This is a genomic window from Citrobacter portucalensis (genome assembly GCF_023374935.1).
Classification (GTDB): Bacteria; Pseudomonadota; Gammaproteobacteria; order Enterobacterales; family Enterobacteriaceae; genus Citrobacter; species Citrobacter portucalensis.
Map to the genome: position 1 here is coordinate 89,386 of NZ_CP092467.1, position 20,177 is coordinate 109,562.

At 49.7% G+C, this 20,177-nt stretch carries 17 protein-coding genes and 2 pseudogenes; 2 read left to right on the forward strand and 17 right to left on the reverse strand.

Annotation, left to right across the window (positions count from 1 at the left end):
* Positions 1–12 precede the first annotated feature (12 nt).
* The 8 genes from LY264_RS25145 to uidA all read right to left on the reverse strand — a co-directional run bounded on the left by LY264_RS25145 (position 13) and on the right by uidA (position 10,878).
* Entirely contained in the window at positions 13–717 is a 705-nt protein-coding gene (locus tag LY264_RS25145) for an IS6-like element IS26 family transposase (protein WP_001067855.1), read from the reverse strand.
* A gap of 147 nt (positions 718–864) precedes the next feature.
* Entirely contained in the window at positions 865–1,653 is a 789-nt protein-coding gene (uxuR, locus tag LY264_RS25150; protein WP_032430963.1) for a Uxu operon transcriptional regulator, read from the reverse strand.
* 217 nt (positions 1,654–1,870) lie between these two features.
* Positions 1,871–3,301: a glucuronate isomerase gene (gene uxaC / locus LY264_RS25155; protein ID WP_022652293.1), complete on the reverse strand. Its 1,431-nt coding sequence runs from the start codon at positions 3,299–3,301 to the stop codon at positions 1,871–1,873.
* Between the two features lie 19 nt (positions 3,302–3,320).
* Entirely contained in the window at positions 3,321–4,790 is a 1,470-nt protein-coding gene (locus LY264_RS25160) for a fructuronate reductase (protein ID WP_022652294.1), read from the reverse strand.
* Between the two features lie 106 nt (positions 4,791–4,896).
* On the reverse strand, positions 4,897–6,081 hold the full coding sequence (uxuA, locus tag LY264_RS25165) for a mannonate dehydratase (protein WP_022652295.1): 1,185 nt from the start codon (positions 6,079–6,081) through the stop codon (positions 4,897–4,899).
* A gap of 301 nt (positions 6,082–6,382) precedes the next feature.
* Entirely contained in the window at positions 6,383–7,648 is a 1,266-nt protein-coding gene (gene uidC, locus LY264_RS25170; protein ID WP_022652296.1) for a glucuronide uptake porin UidC, read from the reverse strand.
* A gap of 48 nt (positions 7,649–7,696) precedes the next feature.
* A complete protein-coding gene (gene uidB / locus LY264_RS25175) occupies positions 7,697–9,070 on the reverse strand; it encodes a glucuronide transporter (RefSeq protein ID WP_022652297.1) in 1,374 nt (457 codons plus the stop codon).
* Positions 9,067–10,878: a beta-glucuronidase gene (uidA, locus tag LY264_RS25180; RefSeq protein WP_022652298.1), complete on the reverse strand. Its 1,812-nt coding sequence runs from the start codon at positions 10,876–10,878 to the stop codon at positions 9,067–9,069. Before uidA ends, uidB begins: the two co-directional genes overlap by 4 nt.
* A 376-nt stretch (positions 10,879–11,254) precedes the next feature.
* Between uidA and LY264_RS25185 the strand changes: the two genes are divergently transcribed.
* The gene (locus tag LY264_RS25185; protein WP_022652299.1) at positions 11,255–11,863 is read left to right on the forward strand and encodes a TetR/AcrR family transcriptional regulator; all 609 of its coding nucleotides are present in this window, start codon (positions 11,255–11,257) and stop codon (positions 11,861–11,863) included.
* Positions 11,864–12,185: 322 nt separating this feature from the next.
* Here LY264_RS25185 and LY264_RS25190 read toward each other — a convergent pair whose 3' ends face one another.
* From LY264_RS25190 to LY264_RS25215, 6 genes and pseudogenes are all read right to left on the reverse strand, one after another.
* Positions 12,186–13,166, reverse strand: a complete 981-nt coding sequence (locus LY264_RS25190) for an IS5-like element ISKpn26 family transposase (protein ID WP_016947617.1) — start codon at positions 13,164–13,166, stop codon at positions 12,186–12,188.
* Between the two features lie 277 nt (positions 13,167–13,443).
* The gene (locus tag LY264_RS25195; protein WP_000780222.1) at positions 13,444–13,725 is read right to left on the reverse strand and encodes a helix-turn-helix domain-containing protein; all 282 of its coding nucleotides are present in this window, start codon (positions 13,723–13,725) and stop codon (positions 13,444–13,446) included.
* Positions 13,706–14,035: a type II toxin-antitoxin system RelE/ParE family toxin gene (locus LY264_RS25200; protein ID WP_000493286.1), complete on the reverse strand. Its 330-nt coding sequence runs from the start codon at positions 14,033–14,035 to the stop codon at positions 13,706–13,708. Before LY264_RS25200 ends, LY264_RS25195 begins: the two co-directional genes overlap by 20 nt.
* A gap of 418 nt (positions 14,036–14,453) precedes the next feature.
* Positions 14,454–15,407, reverse strand: coding sequence for an IS110 family RNA-guided transposase (locus LY264_RS25205; protein ID WP_022652300.1), 954 nt, complete (start codon positions 15,405–15,407; stop codon positions 14,454–14,456).
* 99 nt (positions 15,408–15,506) lie between these two features.
* Positions 15,507–15,820, reverse strand: a pseudogene (locus LY264_RS25210) (Tn3 family transposase); the annotation flags it as partial.
* A gap of 26 nt (positions 15,821–15,846) precedes the next feature.
* Positions 15,847–16,599: an alpha/beta hydrolase family protein gene (locus LY264_RS25215; RefSeq protein ID WP_004729622.1), complete on the reverse strand. Its 753-nt coding sequence runs from the start codon at positions 16,597–16,599 to the stop codon at positions 15,847–15,849.
* Between the two features lie 240 nt (positions 16,600–16,839).
* Between LY264_RS25215 and LY264_RS25220 the strand changes: the two are divergent.
* Positions 16,840–17,187: pseudogene (locus LY264_RS25220) on the forward strand (EamA family transporter); the annotation flags it as partial.
* 210 nt (positions 17,188–17,397) lie between these two features.
* On the opposite strand, the gene LY264_RS25225 reads toward LY264_RS25220, so the two are convergent.
* From LY264_RS25225 to LY264_RS25235, 3 genes are all read right to left on the reverse strand, one after another.
* The gene (locus tag LY264_RS25225; protein ID WP_004729618.1) at positions 17,398–18,171 is read right to left on the reverse strand and encodes an SDR family NAD(P)-dependent oxidoreductase; all 774 of its coding nucleotides are present in this window, start codon (positions 18,169–18,171) and stop codon (positions 17,398–17,400) included.
* 65 nt (positions 18,172–18,236) lie between these two features.
* Positions 18,237–18,938: a DsbA family oxidoreductase gene (locus LY264_RS25230; RefSeq protein ID WP_001194072.1), complete on the reverse strand. Its 702-nt coding sequence runs from the start codon at positions 18,936–18,938 to the stop codon at positions 18,237–18,239.
* A gap of 65 nt (positions 18,939–19,003) precedes the next feature.
* Positions 19,004–20,110, reverse strand: a complete 1,107-nt coding sequence (locus LY264_RS25235; protein ID WP_006687059.1) for an alkene reductase — start codon at positions 20,108–20,110, stop codon at positions 19,004–19,006.
* Positions 20,111–20,177 lie beyond the last annotated feature (67 nt).

A 20,177-nucleotide genomic window follows, 5' to 3' on the forward strand; every position in this document is an offset into this window, starting at 1 on the left:
TATTCAAAGGCCTTACATTTCAAAAACTCTGCTTACCAGGCGCATTTCGCCCAGGGGATCACCATAATAAAATGCTGAGGCCTGGCCTTTGCGTAGTGCACGCATCACCTCAATACCTTTGATGGTGGCGTAAGCCGTCTTCATGGATTTAAATCCCAGCGTGGCGCCGATTATCCGTTTCAGTTTGCCATGATCGCATTCAATCACGTTGTTCCGGTACTTAATCTGTCGGTGTTCAACGTCAGACGGGCACCGGCCTTCGCGTTTGAGCAGAGCAAGCGCGCGACCATAGGCGGGCGCTTTATCCGTGTTGATGAATCGCGGGATCTGCCACTTCTTCACGTTGTTGAGGATTTTACCCAGAAACCGGTATGCAGCTTTGCTGTTACGACGGGAGGAGAGATAAAAATCGACAGTGCGGCCCCGGCTGTCGACGGCCCGGTACAGATACGCCCAGCGGCCATTGACCTTCACGTAGGTTTCATCCATGTGCCACGGGCAAAGATCGGAAGGGTTACGCCAGTACCAGCGCAGCCGTTTTTCCATTTCAGGCGCATAACGCTGAACCCAGCGGTAAATCGTGGAGTGATCGACATTCACTCCGCGTTCAGCCAGCATCTCCTGCAGCTCACGGTAACTGATGCCGTATTTGCAGTACCAGCGTACGGCCCACAGAATGATGTCACGCTGAAAATGCCGGCCTTTGAATGGGTTCATGTGCAGCTCCATCAGCAAAAGGGGATGATAAGTTTATCACCACCGACTATTTGCAACAGTGCCGTGACAGGAACCAGTAAGTGTCCATACGCCCATTTATCCAGAATTTTCGAGATAAAGCCGTTACTTATTGCGGTTGGATTCTGTTCAAGCGTTAGCATCACGTAATGGCCAGGATTCGAAGAGGTAACCGTCGAAATTAAGATCATCAAAATCTGAGAGTTCCAGCAGGCGGTTTTTCACATTCTCAAGATGCTGCCACATGGCTAATTTCGCGGCCCGTGCATCTTTTTTGATTAAAGCAGCAAGGATCTGTTTGTGATCGACCAACCATTCCTTACGGTACTGTGTATCACGTAAATGAAGATGGAGCTGAATCCACATGGGATTATTAACACGCCACTGCCAGGACTGCTTAAACAGCTCAACCAACATGCTATTATGAGTCGCTTCAGCAATTGCCAGATGAAATTGCATATCACCGACCTCGTGATCGTCAGAAACTGCCCCCTCCTCCTGCAACTGCAAAGCGCGGCGCATTTTTATGATATCTTCACGGGTCGCCTGTAAGGCGGCGAATTCGGCTATGTTACTTTCCAGCAGTTGTCGGGCCTGGAGAAGTTCAAAAGGACCGGCATCATTACACTGGTTCGGTGTATTCTCGTCGCTGCTCTCTTCATCTCTGACGACCCCCTCTTTCCCATCAGGAATGCGTACCACAAAAATACCAGCGCCCCGACGAACTTCAACGATGCCTTCGATTTCCAGCATGATCAACGCTTCACGAACGACCGTACGGCTGACTTCAAGCATGTCTGCTATTTCGCGTTCTGGCGGTAATCTCCCACCTACGGCATATTTTTTCTCAATGATCATCAGGCGCAGCATGGAACCCACCTCCTGGTAGGGACGCTGCTGAAATAGAGCTTGTTTCATGGTGGCTGTGGCTTCACTTTTACCAAAATAACCCCGTAATATCGGGGATTACTCAGACTATAGCATAAGTTGTCAGTCAGCTATAGCCACACAAACCAAACAATGACACCAATTAAATTATGAACAAATACAATATGTTAACTTGATTTATAACATAGCAAAATGCACCGAAAGAAAAAATTGGCTGACCAATCACTGCCTGCGGTGCCTCGCATTATTAGCTGACAAATAATGCCTGATCCACCGTAAAATAGCGCTGAGCATTATTGAAACAAATGTCCTGCACCATACGACTCAACATTACTTCATCATCAGGGATTTCACCCTCTTCAGCCCATCGGCCAATCAGGTTACACAATAAACGTCGGAAATATTCATGCCGGGTATAGGACAGAAAACTACGAGAGTCGGTCAACATGCCGACAAACTGACTTAACAACCCCATCTGTGATAACTGTTCCAGCTGGCGCAACATACCATCTTTCTGATCATTGAACCACCAACCAGAACCAAACTGTACCTTCCCGGAAATACCCGGCCCCTGGAAGTTGCCAATCATCGTCGCCAGCACTTCGTTATCACGTGGATTGAGGCAGTAAAGAATCGTTTTCGGCAGCTCGTTGGTCATATCCATGCTATCGAGCAACCGGGCAAGCGGCTGACTGATATTATTATCGCCAATTGAGTCAAAACCGCTGTCCGGCCCAAGTAAACGGAACATTCGCGTATTGTTGTTACGAATAGCCCCAATGTGCAGCTGCATCACCCATCCCCGTGCAGCATACTGGCGACCCAACCAGACCAAAACCGCCGTAGAAAATTGCGCAATCTCCAGCTCGCTGAGTTCATTGCCCGCGAGACGTTTAGCAAGAATAGCGTCGAGCTGCGCGTCGTTCGGTATCTGGGCAAAACGCACCGTTTCAATACCGTGATCCGACACGCGGCACCCATGTGCAACAAAATGATCGAGACGACGGCGCAGCGCACAGCGCAGATCATCGAAGCGGGTAATGCTAATATCCGCTGCAGCTTCCAGCTTATGCAAATAATCAACAAAACCCTCCAGCTCGATTTTAAAGACCCGGTCAGGACGCCAGCTCGGTGCAACATCGATATCAACGCTTGCATCCTCGGCGATTTGCCGGTGATACCGCAAATCGTCAATGGGATCGTCGGTAGTGCCGACCATTCTTACATTCATCTGTCGCATGATCCCGCGGGCCGAAAACTCTGGGGTAGCCAGCTTCGCGTTGCAGTGTTCCCAAATAGCATCAGCGCTTTGCGGATCCAGCAGCGTATTCGTGATGCCGAAGGGACGACGTAACTCGAGGTGCGTCCAGTGGTACAGTGGGTTACCTAGTGTTTTTGGCACCGTGTCCGCCCAGGCAAGATATTTTTCGTAATCACTGGTTTCTTTCCCGGTAATGAGCCTCTCCTCTACCCCCGCAGTACGTAGAGCTCGCCACTTATAATGGTCCCCTTCAAGCCAGATTTGCCCAAGATTTTCAAAACGGCGATCCTGCGCAATCTCTTTCGGGCTCAGGTGGCAATGGAAGTCGTAAATGGGCATTACTGCCGCATACCTGTGGTAGAGCATGCGGGCAATCTCATTTTTGAGTAAAAAGTCTTCCGTCATAAATGCGGCCATGGTTTTTCTCCTTTATTAATCACTGTAGCGATTCAAGCACCGCGCGTGCTCCGCGCTGTTCCAGCCGGACGTACGTCTCCATGACCGCATTTACGAACGAGCTATTTTCTGGCAGATCGCGACCAAAAATTGACTCAATTGCCAGTAGCGCACGTACACGTTCTTGCGCGCTATGATACTGCTGATGGATAGCCTGATAGCGGGCAAAAAGTGGATCGACGATATCTATCTTTTGTCCTTTATCGTCAAGACCACGAACGTAGCGCATCCATCCAGCAACGCCAAGAACCAGATGACGATGATCGGTTCCCTTTGCCAAATGGATACGAATTGGATCAAGCAGGCGTTGCGGTAATTTCTGACTGCCATCCATTGCAATCTGCGAGGTACGGTGCCTGAGTGAAGGGTTGGTAAAACGGGAGAGCAGTAAATCAGCGTAACCCGATAAATCAGTGCCCTCAGGCATCGACAACGTGGGAGCTTGTTCATTCAGCATCAACTTCCGTACCGCCTGACGATATTCTGGATTAGCCATGGTATCGGCGATTGTTTCATAGCCGGCCAGATAGCCAAGATACGCCAGAAAAGAGTGACTACCGTTCAGCATCCGTAGTTTCATCATTTCAAATGGTACGACGTCTTCGACAAACTGTGCCCCGACGTTGTCCCACTCCGGTCTGCCATTGACAAAGTTATCTTCTATCACCCACTGACGGAAAGGCTCGCAGGCTATACCACAGGGATCGAACACACCAAGCTGATCGGCAATCAGTTGCAGTGTCTCTTCCGTTACTGCCGGAACAATACGGTCAACCATGGTACAAGGGAATGTTACGTTTTGCGCAATCCACGTCGCCAGCTCCGTCGAACGTGCCTTTGCCAGTCCTATAACCGCCGCTCTGGCAACGAGACCATTCTCTCGAACGTTATCACATGACAGAACGGTAAATGGCCTTATCCCCTGCAGACGACGCATGTCTAAAGCCTCAACGATGTATCCAATAGCCGACTTAGGTTGTTGTGGTGATGTAAGGTCATGTTTAATCAGAGGGTTGTTCAGATCCAACTTGCCGCTGGCTGCCTCCGTGCAGTAGCCCTTTTCCGTCACTGTCAGAGAAACAATCGCCGTCTCGGGACGCGCCATGGCTTTCAGAATCCCGTCACATCCATCAAATTCAGGGTGCAGAGCTTCTTTCATTGAGCCAATGATCTTAAGTTCTGTTATTTCCGCTCCACGTTCTGCGACGGTATAAAGCAGATTTTGTGCTCTAAGGTTTTCAATCAACCGTGCATCGTTCCCCGGCATCAGGTTAACTTCACAGATCCCCCAGTCGCTGTCGCTACACTCCAGCAAATGGTGAGTAAACAACGCCTGATGTGCACGGTGAAACGCCCCGCATCCCAGGTGGACGATACGGGAAACCAGACGCGAACCGTCCCATTGCGGACGGGTAGCGGAAAGCGAGCCGCTAACGATATTTTGTTCCATGGCAAACTCCTGTCGTGCGATGACTTCACCCACGAAATGTGGGTGAGTATGTGTCTACTGCAGTGGATATAAACGCTGAATGGCCGGTGACGCCACCGGCGGAAACTTAATGACTGAAGAAGGCGCGCTGAATCGCCAGTTCGACTCCTCGTACTTCAGCCAACCCTTTCAGACGGCCAATTGCCGAGTAGCCCGGATTTGTTTTCTTTTTCAAATCGTCCAGCATCTGATGCCCATGGTCAGGACGCATAGGGATCAGATCCTCGTAGCCTTCGGCTTTACGGCGATACTCTTCCTCGACGATGGCCTTCACCACGGCATACATGTCCACATCACCATACAGATGCGCCGCTTCATGGAACGTTTTTGGGTTATCTTCACGCAATGTTGAGCGTAAATGCGTGAAGTAAATACGTGGGCCGAACAGTTGAATCATACCGACCAAATCGTTATCCGCACGGACGCCGTAAGAGCCGGTACACATGGTGAAACCATTCGCCATGCTGTTGACGGTCTCCACCATCCACTGCATATCTTCAATGGTGGAGACTATACGCGGTAGACCCAGGATCGGGCGCGGCGGGTCATCAGGGTGTACCGCCATACGAACGCCGGTCGCTTCGGCAACCGGAACGATGGCTTTGAGGAAATACGCAAAGTTGTCACGCAATTTTGCTTTATCAATATTTTGATAAGTCGCCAGATGGGCGCGGAACTGATCTAGCGTATAGCCCTCTTCTGCTCCCGGAAGACCAGCAATTATATTGCGAGTCAGGCGTGCTTTATCTTCTTCACTCATGGCAGCGAAGCGCTGATTGGCCAGCTCTATCTCTTCTGCTGTGTAATCAGTTTCTGCCCCCTGGCGTTGTAAAAGGTGTAATTCAAACACTGCGAACTCTATCTGGTCAAAACGCAACGCTTTTGAACCATCCGGCAAAACATATTCAAGATCAGTGCGAGTCCAGTCCAGTACAGGCATGAAGTTGTAGCAAACGGTGTAGATCCCGCATTGTGCCAGGTTACGCAGCGTCTGTTGATAATTGTTTATCCACAGATCGTATTGACCACTGTGGGTTTTGATATCCTCATGAATCGGCACGCTCTCGACCACAGACCACTCGAGCCCCGCCTCTTCGACAATAGTTTTACGCTCCAGAATCTCTTCAACAGACCAAACCAGCCCATTCGGGATATGGTGTAATGCGGTTACCACGCCACTTGCGCCAGCCTGACGTACATCGGCAAGCGTTACCGGGTCATTAGGGCCATACCAACGCCAGGTTTGTTTCATATTTCAACTCCTCTCTTACGATGAGATCGCTGTTTTATACAGCTCAAACAGGCTATAGCCATGTTTAGGGGGGACGAGTCATACAGTCAAACAACCCGCCAAACAAGCCAACCTATTGGTCGACCAATTAATTTTTTAATAAATGCCAATCCGTTCTTCATCGCACATGCTTCGTCTGGAGTCTCAAGGCCATACTCAGGCAGGTGCTGATGAACAAGTTAAGCAACTACCGAAAGTCACAACACCCCAGCTATTCTGAAGCCATCCGATGTCGTAGTGAAAATGCCCCCTCCCGTTAGCATCACCGCAGCATAAAGTCATACTGGATGCTCATCTTCACATCCCAGTAATTAAGCCTGTCACCTAGCGAACTGCCGTCGCGCTTTTCACGGCCCTTATCGGCGGCAAGGAATATATTCATCCCGCTGAGTGGCCCCTCGGCAACCCGATAGTTAACCGCACTGAGCAGCCCCATACCTTCAATTTGTACATCTCGCTGACTGGATTCGTAGCCACGGGTGACAACTGGTGCCAGTGTTAAAGTCAGCTGCGGTGTCAGTCGATAGTTGGCCCCCATCTGCCAGGACTGCATCCCTTCGCGGTTGCGATCGAGGCTGAGTGAGAAGGGATAGCCAATATCTGTATCAACCACCGCACCATTCATCGAATGGCGGAGATATCCACCGCTAGCGAAAAGACTTCCCCACGGCGCACTCCAGGTCAACTGACCGCTGACCAATGCAGTCTCATTCGGCTGGCTGGACGAGCGGCTCAACCCATCAAGTCCGGCATAGAAACCCAATAGCTCGCCCTTCAGGGCATATCCCGACGACAACGGAATTGTTTGTTCAATAATGCTCTGCAGCTGGTGAGAGACATCTCTCTGTACTGAGCCCCCCAGTGAATAACGGCTACGATCATCATGCCAGCTGGCGGTTAAAAATGAGCGAGTTCGATGTTTATCGTATTTTCCGGTCTTACTGTTATATACACCTTCATCACGAATACCGGTTGCCGAGTCGGTCCATTGAAATACTCTTGTGCGCCACATTGCCCAAAGCTCAAAATTCTCTGTCGGAGCGAAATAACCTAAAGCGCCTTCGGAAACTGTAGGTAACGTACGCTGTGAACTGCCACCGATAAGGGGGATTCGCCACGGTAAACTCCCGTAACTATAATCCGTTCCAAAACGCCCTATTTTCAATCTAACATTGTCACCAGCTTTTATTTTTAGAGCGCCAAGTGCATAGCCAAAACTTTCATGGTCATCTAAGTACCAGCGCGTACTCATATTATCTCGGGCACCAAGTTTATAAACGTAATAGGCACCACCCTCTACCCCTATAAATTGAGAGTAATAACCACTATTAAAATCAACAAGCCCTCCCTGCACCCAGGCATATATATTCTTCCCAGTTCCGGCGCTGGGTTTGTCAGCCCTGCGCAACTCATTTTTTAATCTAAATCTTAATGCTGCTTCATCGTCAGAGATTTGTTCCGCTAACACAGAGGTACACACCGAGGCCACGGCTATAGCAATAGCCGTTAAACGTGTTATTTTATTCATCGTTTAACCTTTGGGTTTGTAATTGTTTTATAATAAAACTACAGGGCCTTATTTTTTAAAGTCGTCGATCAGTTTTTGTTGCGTTTTTTTACGAGTATCAATCTCTAAAATAATTTCTTTGAATTTCTGATCTGTTAGCGGATAAAACCACATAATAATAAATGCTAATAATAAGAAGCCACAAGGTACCAGCGCAATCGAAATCCGGATACCCATAATGACTTCTGGCGTTTGTGCCTGATTAGCAATATATCCGCTGAGTCCCAGAATAAATGCCGGGATTGAACCACCGATGGCCTGACCACACTTGCGAGTAAAGGAAAACAGTGAGTAGGTTAACCCCTCAATCCGCACACCTGTCAGATACTCGCCATACTCAACAGTATCCGCCTCGAGTGCCCACATCACCGTCATCGATATTCCCTGACCAACAGAAGCGATGGCCAGTGCGGTGAGCGCAACAGGAACGGAATGAGCCGACATATAAAAAAACAATAAATAACCGCTAGTTCCAAGCAACGAGCCAATCAGGAAGGTGTTCTTTTTCCCAACTCGAGTGACCAATCGCGGAACCATAGGAGCCGAGGCAACAGTTCCTATCAACATCTGAACCAATACCATCACCGAGAAAAGTCCAGCATCATTTAAAACATAACGAACATAAAATAATGAAGATGCACTGACCGCAAAGGTCGAGATAAGTAAACACAGTGCCCCAGCACACAGCATAATCAAGGGTCGATTTTGCTTTACCGTCTGTAAACTTATCTTCATCGAAGGCTGCGCCACGATACGCACGACATTTTCTTTGGTCGATTTAAAACAGACGAAATACAACACAGTACCTGCAACTGCCAGGATAATAGTCCAGAAGAGATAAACATCCTGCATCTCAGTCGGACTGGCACCACTAATCCGTGGCCCAATGAGAAACGCCAGGCAAACAAAGGTGAGTGAGGCCGCGATGCTGCGCGCAGCACCAAGCCGGGCACGTGATTGCGGCTGTTGGGTCATGGCCGTTGCAAGTGAGCCATAAGGGATATTCACAAGGCTATAGCAAATCCCCAGTCCCATATAAGTAATATACGCGTAAATAACTTTGCTACTGTGACTCCACTCTGCGGGGACACAAAACACCAAAACGCTGAAAGCCATTAAAGGTGCTGAGCCGAAAAGCAGGAAAGGACGGAATTTTCCCCAACGCGTATTAACGCTGTCAACAATACGCCCCGCCGAGACATCAGCAAAGGCGTCAAAAACGCGCACCAGCAGCAGCATCGTTCCTGCGGCTGCGGCACCGACGCCTGCGACGTCGGTGTAGTAGCTCAGAAGAAATAATGCACCCATAGCGAAGGCAAAATTATTAGCGACATCACCCAGGCTATAGCCGATGATGGCGCGCCAGGAGAGCTGCTGGCTCATAATGACTCTCCCTGCTGAGGTTTCTCGCCAAATGCCATGGTAGTCCAGCGTTTTTTCAGCAGGAAAGCAGCGGATTTCGGTTTTCTATCGCGGGTAAAAATCCCTTTGCGGTTGCCACCAACACGCATAATTCCTTGTGAAGTAGAAAAATCAGCGAAATTCCAGACCTGCTCACCCACCACGGCGCTAACCCGATCGAAAACACGATGGTACATATCGAGCCACGCGCACTGAAACTCTTCGCTCCACATATCGGTGTACATCGAATGCAGTCCGGCCATGGTATCAACACCATATTCGGTAATAATGATGGGGCGGTGAAGTTTGTCCTGCCATGCCAGCAGCTCTTTTTCCAGCACACGTTCAGCTTTCTCAAGATCGCCGCTTTGTAAATACCATCCGTAGTAGCGGTTAAGGCAAACCACATCGAAAAGATCGGTGATCGTATCGCTTTCAGCATCACAGAACATCACATTGACACAGGTAATAGGTCGGGTCGGATCGAGCTCGCGTGTCGAAATCGCCAGAGGCTCAAAGTATTCCCTGGCCCCTTCAGGACGTGTATCCGGTTCATTGGCAATACTCCACATGACAACGCTTGGATGGTTTTTATCGCGTGCGATGAGTTCCCGAATAGCCTGAAGGTGCGCCAGTTGGGTCCGATCATTAATTGCGTCATCGCCGTACAATGACGTCGGTTTTTCGCACGCATCAAAGCCAATGCCCAGAGACAGGTTAAAGCCGACTGCAGCTGTCTCATCGATTATGACAATGCCCTGTTCATCCGCCCAGTCGAGCATCTCCTCAGCATAGGGATAATGTGATGTTCGATATGAGTTCGCACCAATCCATTCCATTAGCGCATGGTCGTGGACCATCAGGACGTTATCAAATCCTTTCCCTCGTAAGTCGGCATCTTCATGACGCCCAAACCCAGTGAAATAAAAAGGTTTGTTGTTAATCAGAAACTGTTCTCCCTTCACTTCAACTGAACGGATCCCCACGCGCAGCGGGTATTCATCACGCTCTGCCGAATCAGACAAAACCACATTAAAATTATATAGATATCCTTCACCAGGCTGCCACAGGCATGGGGAAGTCAATCGTAACTGGCCCTCAGCCCCTTGCCCTGAAGCGACAAGTTGCTGTTCCGAATCACGTAATTCAACAGCAATATTTCCCTTGCCCGTAACTTGCCAACAAATGGTGGCCTCTTCACCATTGTCACTGACATGGGTCACCACAGTGATATCTTCAACGAAAGAGCGTGGAGTGGTATAGAGCATGACACTGCGATGAATGCCGGCATAGTTAAAGAAATCATGGAAATAGGATTGTTGCTTCTTACCATTATCATCACATGTCACTATTCCCGGAGGAATCGTCTGCCAGCTGAGTTCGTTATTCACACAGACTGTGACCTGGACATTTTCACCCGGTGAAACAAGATGGCTAATATCAGCCTCAAAAGGGGTATACCCACCCTGATGTTCCATCAAAAAGTTATCGTTAACCCAGACCTTTCCATAATGCGTGACCGCGTCAAACCGTAGAACAATACGTTGGTTACCCCACCCATTCGGAATAAATACCTGCCGCTGATACCAGACGTTCCCAACGTAATTGCGAATATCAGCATCGGCGAACTGATCGTTAAAGCTACCAGGTACTGCAATCGCACGACTTTGAGAAAGCGGGCGCTTCCACCATTGCTGTGCCATGCCGCAATCAGCAGTATCCAGACAGAATGACCACAGACCATCTAGTTTCTTGATTTCTCGGGTTGAAGTTTCAACAGGACGTAACATCACAACTCTCCTTTTCTTTGTGGTGATTGGTCAACCAAAAAATGTACAAGTTAACCAGTTCATAGACCGCATTGTTATCACGGATGAATCACTGCGGAGAATCCACACCACAAAGAACTGAAGAGAATGTCATAAAATTAAAATTTGCAATGTAGCTTATGCGACACCAATCACACATACATAAAACCATCAATTGACATAGATTGAAAAATACCCAACCAAACGTTCATTCTAGTTTTTCCTTGCATATGTTTCTCACTTCGGAAAGGCTACGCAACATAAATTATTGGTTGACCAAAAAAAGTTAATTTGCCGGTAGGCGTCAATCTACTCACCGGTTACACTGTTGTTTTCGAAGAAGAATCGAGCAACCTCAATGGGTAAAAAATTATCCGGAATGTCAACGCGTACCAGGATCCTGAATGCCGCAAGAGAGTGCTTTGCAGAAAATGGTTTTCATAACACGTCAATGAAAACCATCTGCAAGGCCAGCGACATGAGTCCTGGAACCTTGTATCACCACTTCGTGTCAAAAGAGGCCTTGATTCAGGCCATAATCCTTGAAGATCAGGAAAGAGCCTTAACCCGCTTTCGTCATCCACTCGAAGGCGTTGGCCTGGTAGATTATCTGGTGGACTCTATGATTGACGTCACACATGAAGATTGCGCTCAACGCGCGTTAGTTATGGAAATAATGGCGGAGGGGATGCGAAATCCTCAGGTCGCGGACATGCTCAAAAGCAAATACCAAACCATCACAGATTTCCTCGTTGCACGTTTCAACGATGCGCAGGCCAAAGGGGAGATCGGCAATAATATCAATAACAGAAAGGCGGCCAGGTTACTGTTATCTCTGACCTATGGCATCTTGTCCGATATTGAAGCAGATGAAAATTCACGGGATGCTGATTTCGCAATGACATTTCGCGATATGATCGGCGGAATGCTGCATGTAGGAAACACCGTCAACAAACAAGGTACATGAGCGCATTTGTTCTGATCTGCAATTCTCCATTCAGAAACAATATTTAGGAATGATGCCCCCTCCCCTGAACCAAGGTGTGCAGGGTGATCCCAAAACACCGGTTTGTCATTCAGGGCCATTTTCAGGACCACACTCAGTTCTGTCTGCGGTTTCCTTATGCCGTCGCCTTAGTTAGGGAAGGTGCGAATAAGCAGGTCATTTCTTCCCAAGCTGACTCGCTGATTAAAATTTCGCGGATCTGGGCCGATTTTTTTCCCGCAAACACATCGAATCAGCCTATTTAGGCTATTTTTTCCACCATTTCTGGCGTTATTTCCGGTTTTTACTGAGATCTCTCCCACTGACGTATCATTTGGTCCACCCGAAACAGGTTGGCCAGGGTGAATAACATCGCCAGTTGGTTATCGTTTTTCAGCAGCCCCTTGTATCTGGCTTTCACGAAGCCGAACTGCCGCTTGATGATGCGAAACGGGTGCTCCACCCTGGCACGGATGCTGGCTTTCATGTATTCGATGTTGATGGCCGTTTTGTTCTTGCGCGGATGCTGCTTCAAGGTTTTTACCCTGCCGGGACGCTCGGCGATCAGCCAGTCCACATCCACCTCGGCCAGCTCCTCGCGCTGTGGCGCTCCTTGGTAGCCGGCATCGGCTGAGACAAATTGCTCCTCTCCATGAAGCAGATTACCCAGCTGATTGAGGTCATGCTCGTTGGCCGCGGTGGTGACCAGGCTGTGGGTCAGGCCACTCTTGGCATCGACACCAATGTGGGCCTTCATGCCAAAGTGCCACTGATTGCCTTTCTTGGTCTGATGCATCTCCGGATCGCGTTGCTGCTCATTGTTCTTGGTCGAGCTGGGTGCCTCAATGATGGTGGCATCCACCAAAGTGCCTTGGGTCATCATGACGCCTGCTTCGGCCAGCCAGCGATTGATGGTCTTGAACAATTGACGGGCCAGTTGATGCTGCTCGAGCAGGTGGCGGAAATTCATGATGGTGGTGCGATCCGGCAGGGCGCTATCCAGGGATAATCGGGCAAACAGGCGCATGGAGGCGATTTCGTACAGGGCATCTTCCATGGCACCGTCGCTCAGGTTGTACCAATGCTGCATGCAGTGAATACGCAGCATGGTCTCCAGCGGATAGGGCCGTCGGCCATTGCCCGCCTTGGGATAAAACGGCTCGATGACAGCGGTCATATTCTGCCATGGCAGAATCTGCTCCATGCGGGAGAGGAAAATCTCTTTTCGGGTCTGACGGCGCTTAGTGCTGAATTCACTATCGGCGAAGGTGAGTTGATGGCTCATGATGTCCCTCTGGGATGCGCTCCGGATGAATATGATGATCTCATATCAGGAACTTGTTCGCACCTTCCCTAAGTCACCGGCGGCTTGCCTGCCACACATTGAACATTACAGACCAATTAGCACTTTGTCACCGGGGAAAGATGTAAAGATTATGTATAAATAGATTGGCTTAGAAGTGACATTTCAACTTTGGAGAAACAGGTGACATTTTAAACTTGCTTTAACAAAATTTTGGGACTGACCGAAACAAAAAGGCCAGCCCCGGAGGGCTGGCTATTCAGTACAGGGCAATGACAGGTTTCTTGATGCCGCAGGCGTGAGCGTAGCGGGTCAGTGTGTCGATGCTGGCTTTGGTGATGTTGTTTTCCAGGCGAGAAATAACCGGAGGTGTAACCCCCATGCGTTCAGCAACCTGCGCTTTTGTCAGGTTGTCATGCTTGCGCCATTCAGCAAGCAGCTCCCTGAGCTTTTCCTTACGTTCTTCTTCCTGCCATGCAGCGCGATATTCATCGTCCTGCATCCACTCGTTATGCAGTTCTTTATGGCTTACCAGTTTCATTAAGTACCTCCGCTAACCGCTTTTTGGCGAGATCGATTTCTTTCGCTGGCGTTTTCTGTGACTTCTTGATGAAAACACGGAGCATGATGATGGTATTGCCTTTGTGGTATACCCAGATTCCCCTGGCTATGTCCGTCCCCATCGTGCGGATCTCAAAAAGTCCATCGCCCAGGGGCTTCGTGTCCGGCTCCCGCAGTAATCGGGCGTCATACTCCAGTTTGCCGATGAGACGGTCAAACTTCACCCTGATTTTTACGGGTAATGCTGTGGCTTCTTCCCTGGCTTCCGGGTGATAAACAACGCTAAACATGTGACCTCCCATTTCTATTAATATTAACCTATAGGCTAATTTCAGACAAGGTAGAATTAACCTATAAGCTAATTTTGTTGGCAGTTATCGTGGCTACCCGGTCACTACCCTGTTAGCGTGAGTTTTCGTTCCACTGAGGAAGGGGGCCGCTTGGAAAACGGAATCTATGGTCACTCCCGTTTTTGCAACACCGATTTTGACGACAAGTTGGCTTGCTTGAATCTATCCGGCGTCTGAATGGGATTTTATTCCCGCGCCTTGATGAGTTCCGCGCCTGATGAACCTCCAGAAAATATACGGCTTCAATGAGCCTTTCCGTTTTACAGGTTCCTCAACAGGCCGGTGGGCCGTTAGTATCATCAATATCAGTATTCGCAAAACCAGATCAGTAATTCTTTAAACCGGTGTATTTCTGCCGTTATGCTACATAAGTTTGCTGTCGTGCCGTTAGGGCCCAGGCTATTCTGGCCAGCTTGTTTGCCAGAGCACAAGTGACGACAAAGTTGCTTTTCCGGCACAGTAAATCCCTGACCCAATCGGCCAATTTGCCAGACTGGTGTTCCAGTTTTTGTATGAATACCCTGGCACATTGAACCAACAAAGTTCGGATCTTTTTATTACCTCGCTTACTAATTCCCAGCAATGTCGTCCTACCTCCCGTGCTGTACTGCCTCCCGTCGCCAATCTCAGTTGAAATAGTACTCGCTGTCAGTGTTCCGACGCAGGGAATGCTCAGCAAGCGCTGTCCAACCTCATCTTCGTCCAACTTTCGTTTCAACTGGGATTCCAAATCTTTAATCTGCTCAACAAGATAGTGATAATGCTGTTGTAATTTCAGCAATAACTGGCTGAGGTAAAGAGGCAAACTATTATCCTCAAGAATGGTACTCAGTCGGCTAATAACGGCAGCTCCTCGGGGAACGCTAATGCCAAATTCCAGCAGAAAAGCATGCATTTGATTGGTTGTTTTTACCTTATCCTGAACCAGGGATTCACGGACACGATGCAGAGCCCGCATTGCCTGCTGAGATTCCGTTCTGGGCTGCACAAAACGCATAGACGGACGCGATGCAGCTTCACAAATAGCTTCGGCGTCGACAAAGTCGTTTTTATTGCTTTTAACGAACGGGCGGACAAATTGTGGTGATATCAGCTTTGGGGAATGCCCCAACTCTTCCAACTTGCGTGCCATAAAGTGAGAACCGCCACAGGCTTCCATTGCGATGGTTGTAGCGGGGCATGTCGCCAAAAATTCGATCAACTTTGGCCGGGTAAATTTTTTACGGTAAACAGCCTTCCCGCGACGATCCTGGCAATGAATATGGAAAGAGTTTTTACCCAGATCGATACCAATGAGCGCAATGTTTTCCATGATAGTTCTCCGAATGAAAGCCTGTCCTCAGCATAGTACCGGGAAGGAGGGAGTGACCATCTCATTAATTATCCCACGCTAAGACTATATTTTGTACAGCAGTGGAGAAGGATGAGAGACCAGCAGTTCATTAACAGGGACTCCTTTTTGCTTAAGCGGCTCAATGGTTCATTCTATATAAACCGTATTCCAGAGTGTTATCGCCGCCGTATGTAGTGTCAGCGCCGGTGGCGTGGTAACACTGATCCTCCCACCCCCAGATCCCTGATTTCATTCAGCCGGTGCATGAAGGATGCTCGCCCAAGGGCCTCACCCTTATTCAGCCCCGCCTGTATGCATCGGCCTAAGCCTTTATCGCAAAATCAGTCCAGCATAAACAGCGTCCGATCTCTGCAGAAAATCGCCCTCTGCGCTACGAGTTTGAACGCATTTACTCTGTTTATAGGTAACATTCGCTCCACGATATAATGATATCGGCAACGTATTCAGCATCCTGAGCATGAGTCAGAAGGTGATCCGCCTTACCCAACGAAATGAAACTCTTGGGATGCTTTGCTGCTTTGAATATTTTTTCGGCCTGCTCAATTAACACAGTATCATCTTCAGTCGCATGAAAAATAAGCAGAGGCTTGTTCATGGCGAACACCTTATGAGCGATTTTGTGTTCCTGAATATTGTCCAGCATCTGTTTCTTTAAGGTAAATACCCGCCCGGCCAGCTCAACGGGATAGGCTCCATGCTGGTTAATGTTTTCAACATCATCCTTAAAAAGACGTTTTACGTGTGTCAGTTCTCCGGGTGATCCTATGGTGACAACGGCCTTTGCCTCAGGAACTTCGCCGGCAATAGACAGAATGGCCGATCCCCCCAGGCTATGGCCGATGAGCAAAGAAGGCGCTTCGTACTGTCGGCGGAGATAATCTACCGCGCAAAGCAGATCCGAAATATTGGATGAGAAGTTGGTGTTGGAAAAATCCCCTTCGCTGTTTCCCAGACCAGTAAAATCAAACCGGAGAACGGCGATAGCATTCTCTGTCAGTTTCCGCGCAATACGCGCCGCGCCTTTGAGGTCTTTGCCACACGTAAAACAATGAGCTAACAGCGCAAACGCTTTAGGATTTTCAGGAAGTTCAAGCAATCCGGCCAGTTCTTCACCAGCCGCATTTTTGAACGTAAATTTTAGTTTTTTCATAGGATATTCCAGGTCTTAAACTGATTTCATATGTTTGATCGCAGGGAAAAATAATCTTCTGCTCTGCATCTGGCATTACGCGTTTTCCTTCCTCTACTGGGGATGTGAAACAGAATTCATTCCGAATGCCTGTCCTCACCTTCCAGTTTGAAAGCTGATTATTGCTTCCTGTTCGGTGATCACTTACGCTATGCTACCAACTAGATGGTAGCTTACAAGAATTTTATGAGGTCTCACTGAATGGCCAATTGCGCGCTCATTCTTAAAATATCCCTGGCAATGCTGGCGTTTGCTGCAAACTCTATTCTGTGCCGTCTGGCCCTGCAGGGAGGCCACATTGATCCCCTTTCATTCAGCAGCCTCAGGCTGGCCAGTGGTGCACTCGTCCTGTCACCTTTCTTGTTTTATCACGCAAAAACTACATTATCGCTGTGGCGTCCGCTGAGCGGATTTTACCTCATGGTGTACGCAGTGCTCTTCTCTGTCGCCTATATCCATCTCGATACCGGGGCAGGTGCGCTGTTACTTTTTGGTGCCGTACAGTTTGCGATGGTGATCCACGGATTATTTAAAGGGGAATCACTCTCCGTTACCGGCTCCTCATCGTGTATAACCCCTTTCTCTCTGGCCGTTTTGTCCTGTCAGGATGTCGTCAGAACCCGGCATAACACCCTGTGCCGGGAACACAAAAGGCACGGATGAACAGGTCGTGAATATTCTTAGTGAAGCCTGCTGATGACATGTCTGGCGACAAAAAAATGCCGCCCTTAAGGGGCGGCTTATGCCAGCGTCACGGGGTTATCGTCTGACCGCCATGATGCCCGCATCGACATCCCAGATAGCGCCCGTCACCCATGAGGTTTTGTCAGACAACAGGAAGAGAATAGTGTTTGCCACATCTTCGGCAGTTCCGACGCGTCCCAGCGGGTGGAAATCGTTCAGCGACTTCATAGCATCTGCGATATCCGCTTTGTCCATGAAGCCTTCGTATATCGGCGTATGAACAATCCCGGGAGACACCGCGTTGACACGAATACCCGCGCTGGCCAGCTCAATCGCCAGATTACGCGTCAGGGCATGCAGACCCGCTTTTGCCATTGAATAGGCCGAGGCCGGCGAGTCACCCAGTGCAGCCTGAGCACCAATCGAACCGACGTTGACGATAGACCCTTCGAGCTTCGCGGCGAGCATGTTCTTCACGACATCCTGTGTAATAAAGAACGTGGCTCGGTTCAGCGAAAGATACATGTCATAATCGGCAAAGCTGTGCTCGGTAAATCCTTTGGGCATGAAGATACCGGCGGCATTCACCATCAGGCTGATATCGCGATGGTGAGCATTAATTTCCTGACGGATAGTTTCCATACCTTCTTCGGTCATCAGGTTCGCCGCGATGACCGCAACCGGTCCCAGAGGGCTCAGTTCTTTTTGCACCGCTTCGGCTTTGTCTTTTTTATTCCCGGTCAGCACGACACTGCCGCCCGCTTCCAGTACCATGCGTGCCACGGCCAGGCCCATGCCGCTGGTACCGCCGACGACGAGCAGTTTTTTACCTTTGAAAAAAGTGTTCATTTTCTGACTCCATTACTGGTGGGTAAGACGTTGCCGGCAGCGTGAAACTGCCGGCGGTTGACGGATTAAATACTGCAGCCATCCGTTCCGCAGGTCTGACCCGCAGTGGCTGAAAATTCGGTTTGCTGTTCATCCCAGACCTGACGCAGGGCATTCAAAAAGTTATCTGCTGCCTGAGCCCCGCTGATGGCATATTTTTCGTTCATCACAAAAACCGGAACGCCGCTGAGGCCAATAGACTGTGCGTGGGCTTCATCGTCGGAAACGGTGGCGCGAAAATCGTCATTTTCCAGGGCGGCTTCAGCGTCAGCTTTCGGCATACCGGCTTCTACGGCCATGGCAACGAGCTGCTGACGGTCAAAGAGAGAGCGACCTTCGGTGATACTGCCATGATAAAAACGTTCTTCCACCGCGTCCGCAATTCCGGCCTTACGCGCGGCAACCAGCAGGGTGTGTGCATCTTCTGTATCACCAAACATCATGCCGTCGAAGTTGTAGATCAGACCTTCAGATTTACCGGCGGTGCCCACCTGATTCATCATCAGCTCCGCTGAATGCTGACTGCCCAGCTTTTTAACGATGGCATCCTTAAAAGGCATCGCGGGAGTACCACCGGCCAGACGGTAGCTGTGATGGCGGATCACCACCTGGTCGCGAAATTCAAAGCGATTCAGACCCTGTTCAAATCTTTTTTTAGCAATCCAGCACCACGGGCAGACCAAATCTGACCAGATATCGATGGTAAGGGTGGGTTTCAGCGTTTGCATAATGATTCCTCAAAGACGTTGGGCGGTCGGATCTCACTTATCAGAGAACCGCGACCGTATGGGATTTATTGCGCCTGCCAGACCGGGTAATCGGTATAGCCTTTTTCCGGGGAACCACTGACGCCGTAGTAGGTGGCGCGGTCACTTTCTGCCAGTGGCCAGCCGTTTTGCATTCTTTCAACCAGATCCGGGTTAGCGATGTAGGGCACACCAAATGCCACCAGATCCAGCTCATCATCTTCCAGAGCCTGCTCTGCGATATCACGGGTAAAACCGCCGGCAGCGATGATGGTGCCTTTAAACGTGTTGCGAAAACGGCGGCGGAAGCCTTCCGGAAGTGGCGCTTTGGTGTACACCGGCTGATAGTAAAGGTGTACGTAGGCCAGTTCCCGCTGACCGAGCGCGTCGGTGATGGCTGACCAGGTTTGCTCTTCACCTTCATACGGCGCGAGGTCATAAATGCGGCCGAACGGTGACAGGCGCACGGCAACGTGGCTGTTACCCACGGCTTCCGCCACGGCGTCAATGGTCTCCAGCAGGAAACGCTGACGATTTTCCACCGAGCCGCCGTATTCGTCGGTGCGGGTGTTCAGTTCGCTACTGAGGAACTGGTCAAAGATGAATCCGTTTGCCGCCATGATTTCCACGCCGTCAAAGCCGGCTTCCATCGCCAGGCGTGCGGAGTGCACGAAGTCTGCAGTGATGCGTTTAACTTCATGCGTTTCCAGCGCGCGTGGCTGGCTTGGTACAACCGGGCCCGGTTCTCCGGATTCGGTCAGCGCAAAAACGGTGGTATTGACCGCCTGAACGGTGCCCGCTGAAACCGGCGCTATGTGGCCTGGCTGAAGAGAGACGTGAGACATACGGCCGACGTGCCAGAGCTGCGCGAAAATACGGCCACCTTTGGCGTGAACCGCTTGTGTCACCTTACGCCAGCCCTGGACGTGTTCGTCGTTGTAGATACCAGGGGTATAAAGGTAACCCCGGCCTTCTTCTGAAACCGGCATCCCTTCGGTGATGAGCAGGCCAGCAGAAGCACGCTGTGCATAGTACAAAGCCACGACCTCATCCGGCACGTCATTCATGGTGCGGGTGCGGGTCATCGGTGCCATGACTACACGGTTTTTTAACGCCAGGCCAGACAGATTGTAGGGGGTGAAAAGCTTACTCATCGTATACCTCACAAAAAACAAAAAGGAGTATCCCGGCAGGGATTTGCACAGCCCGGCAGTATCATCG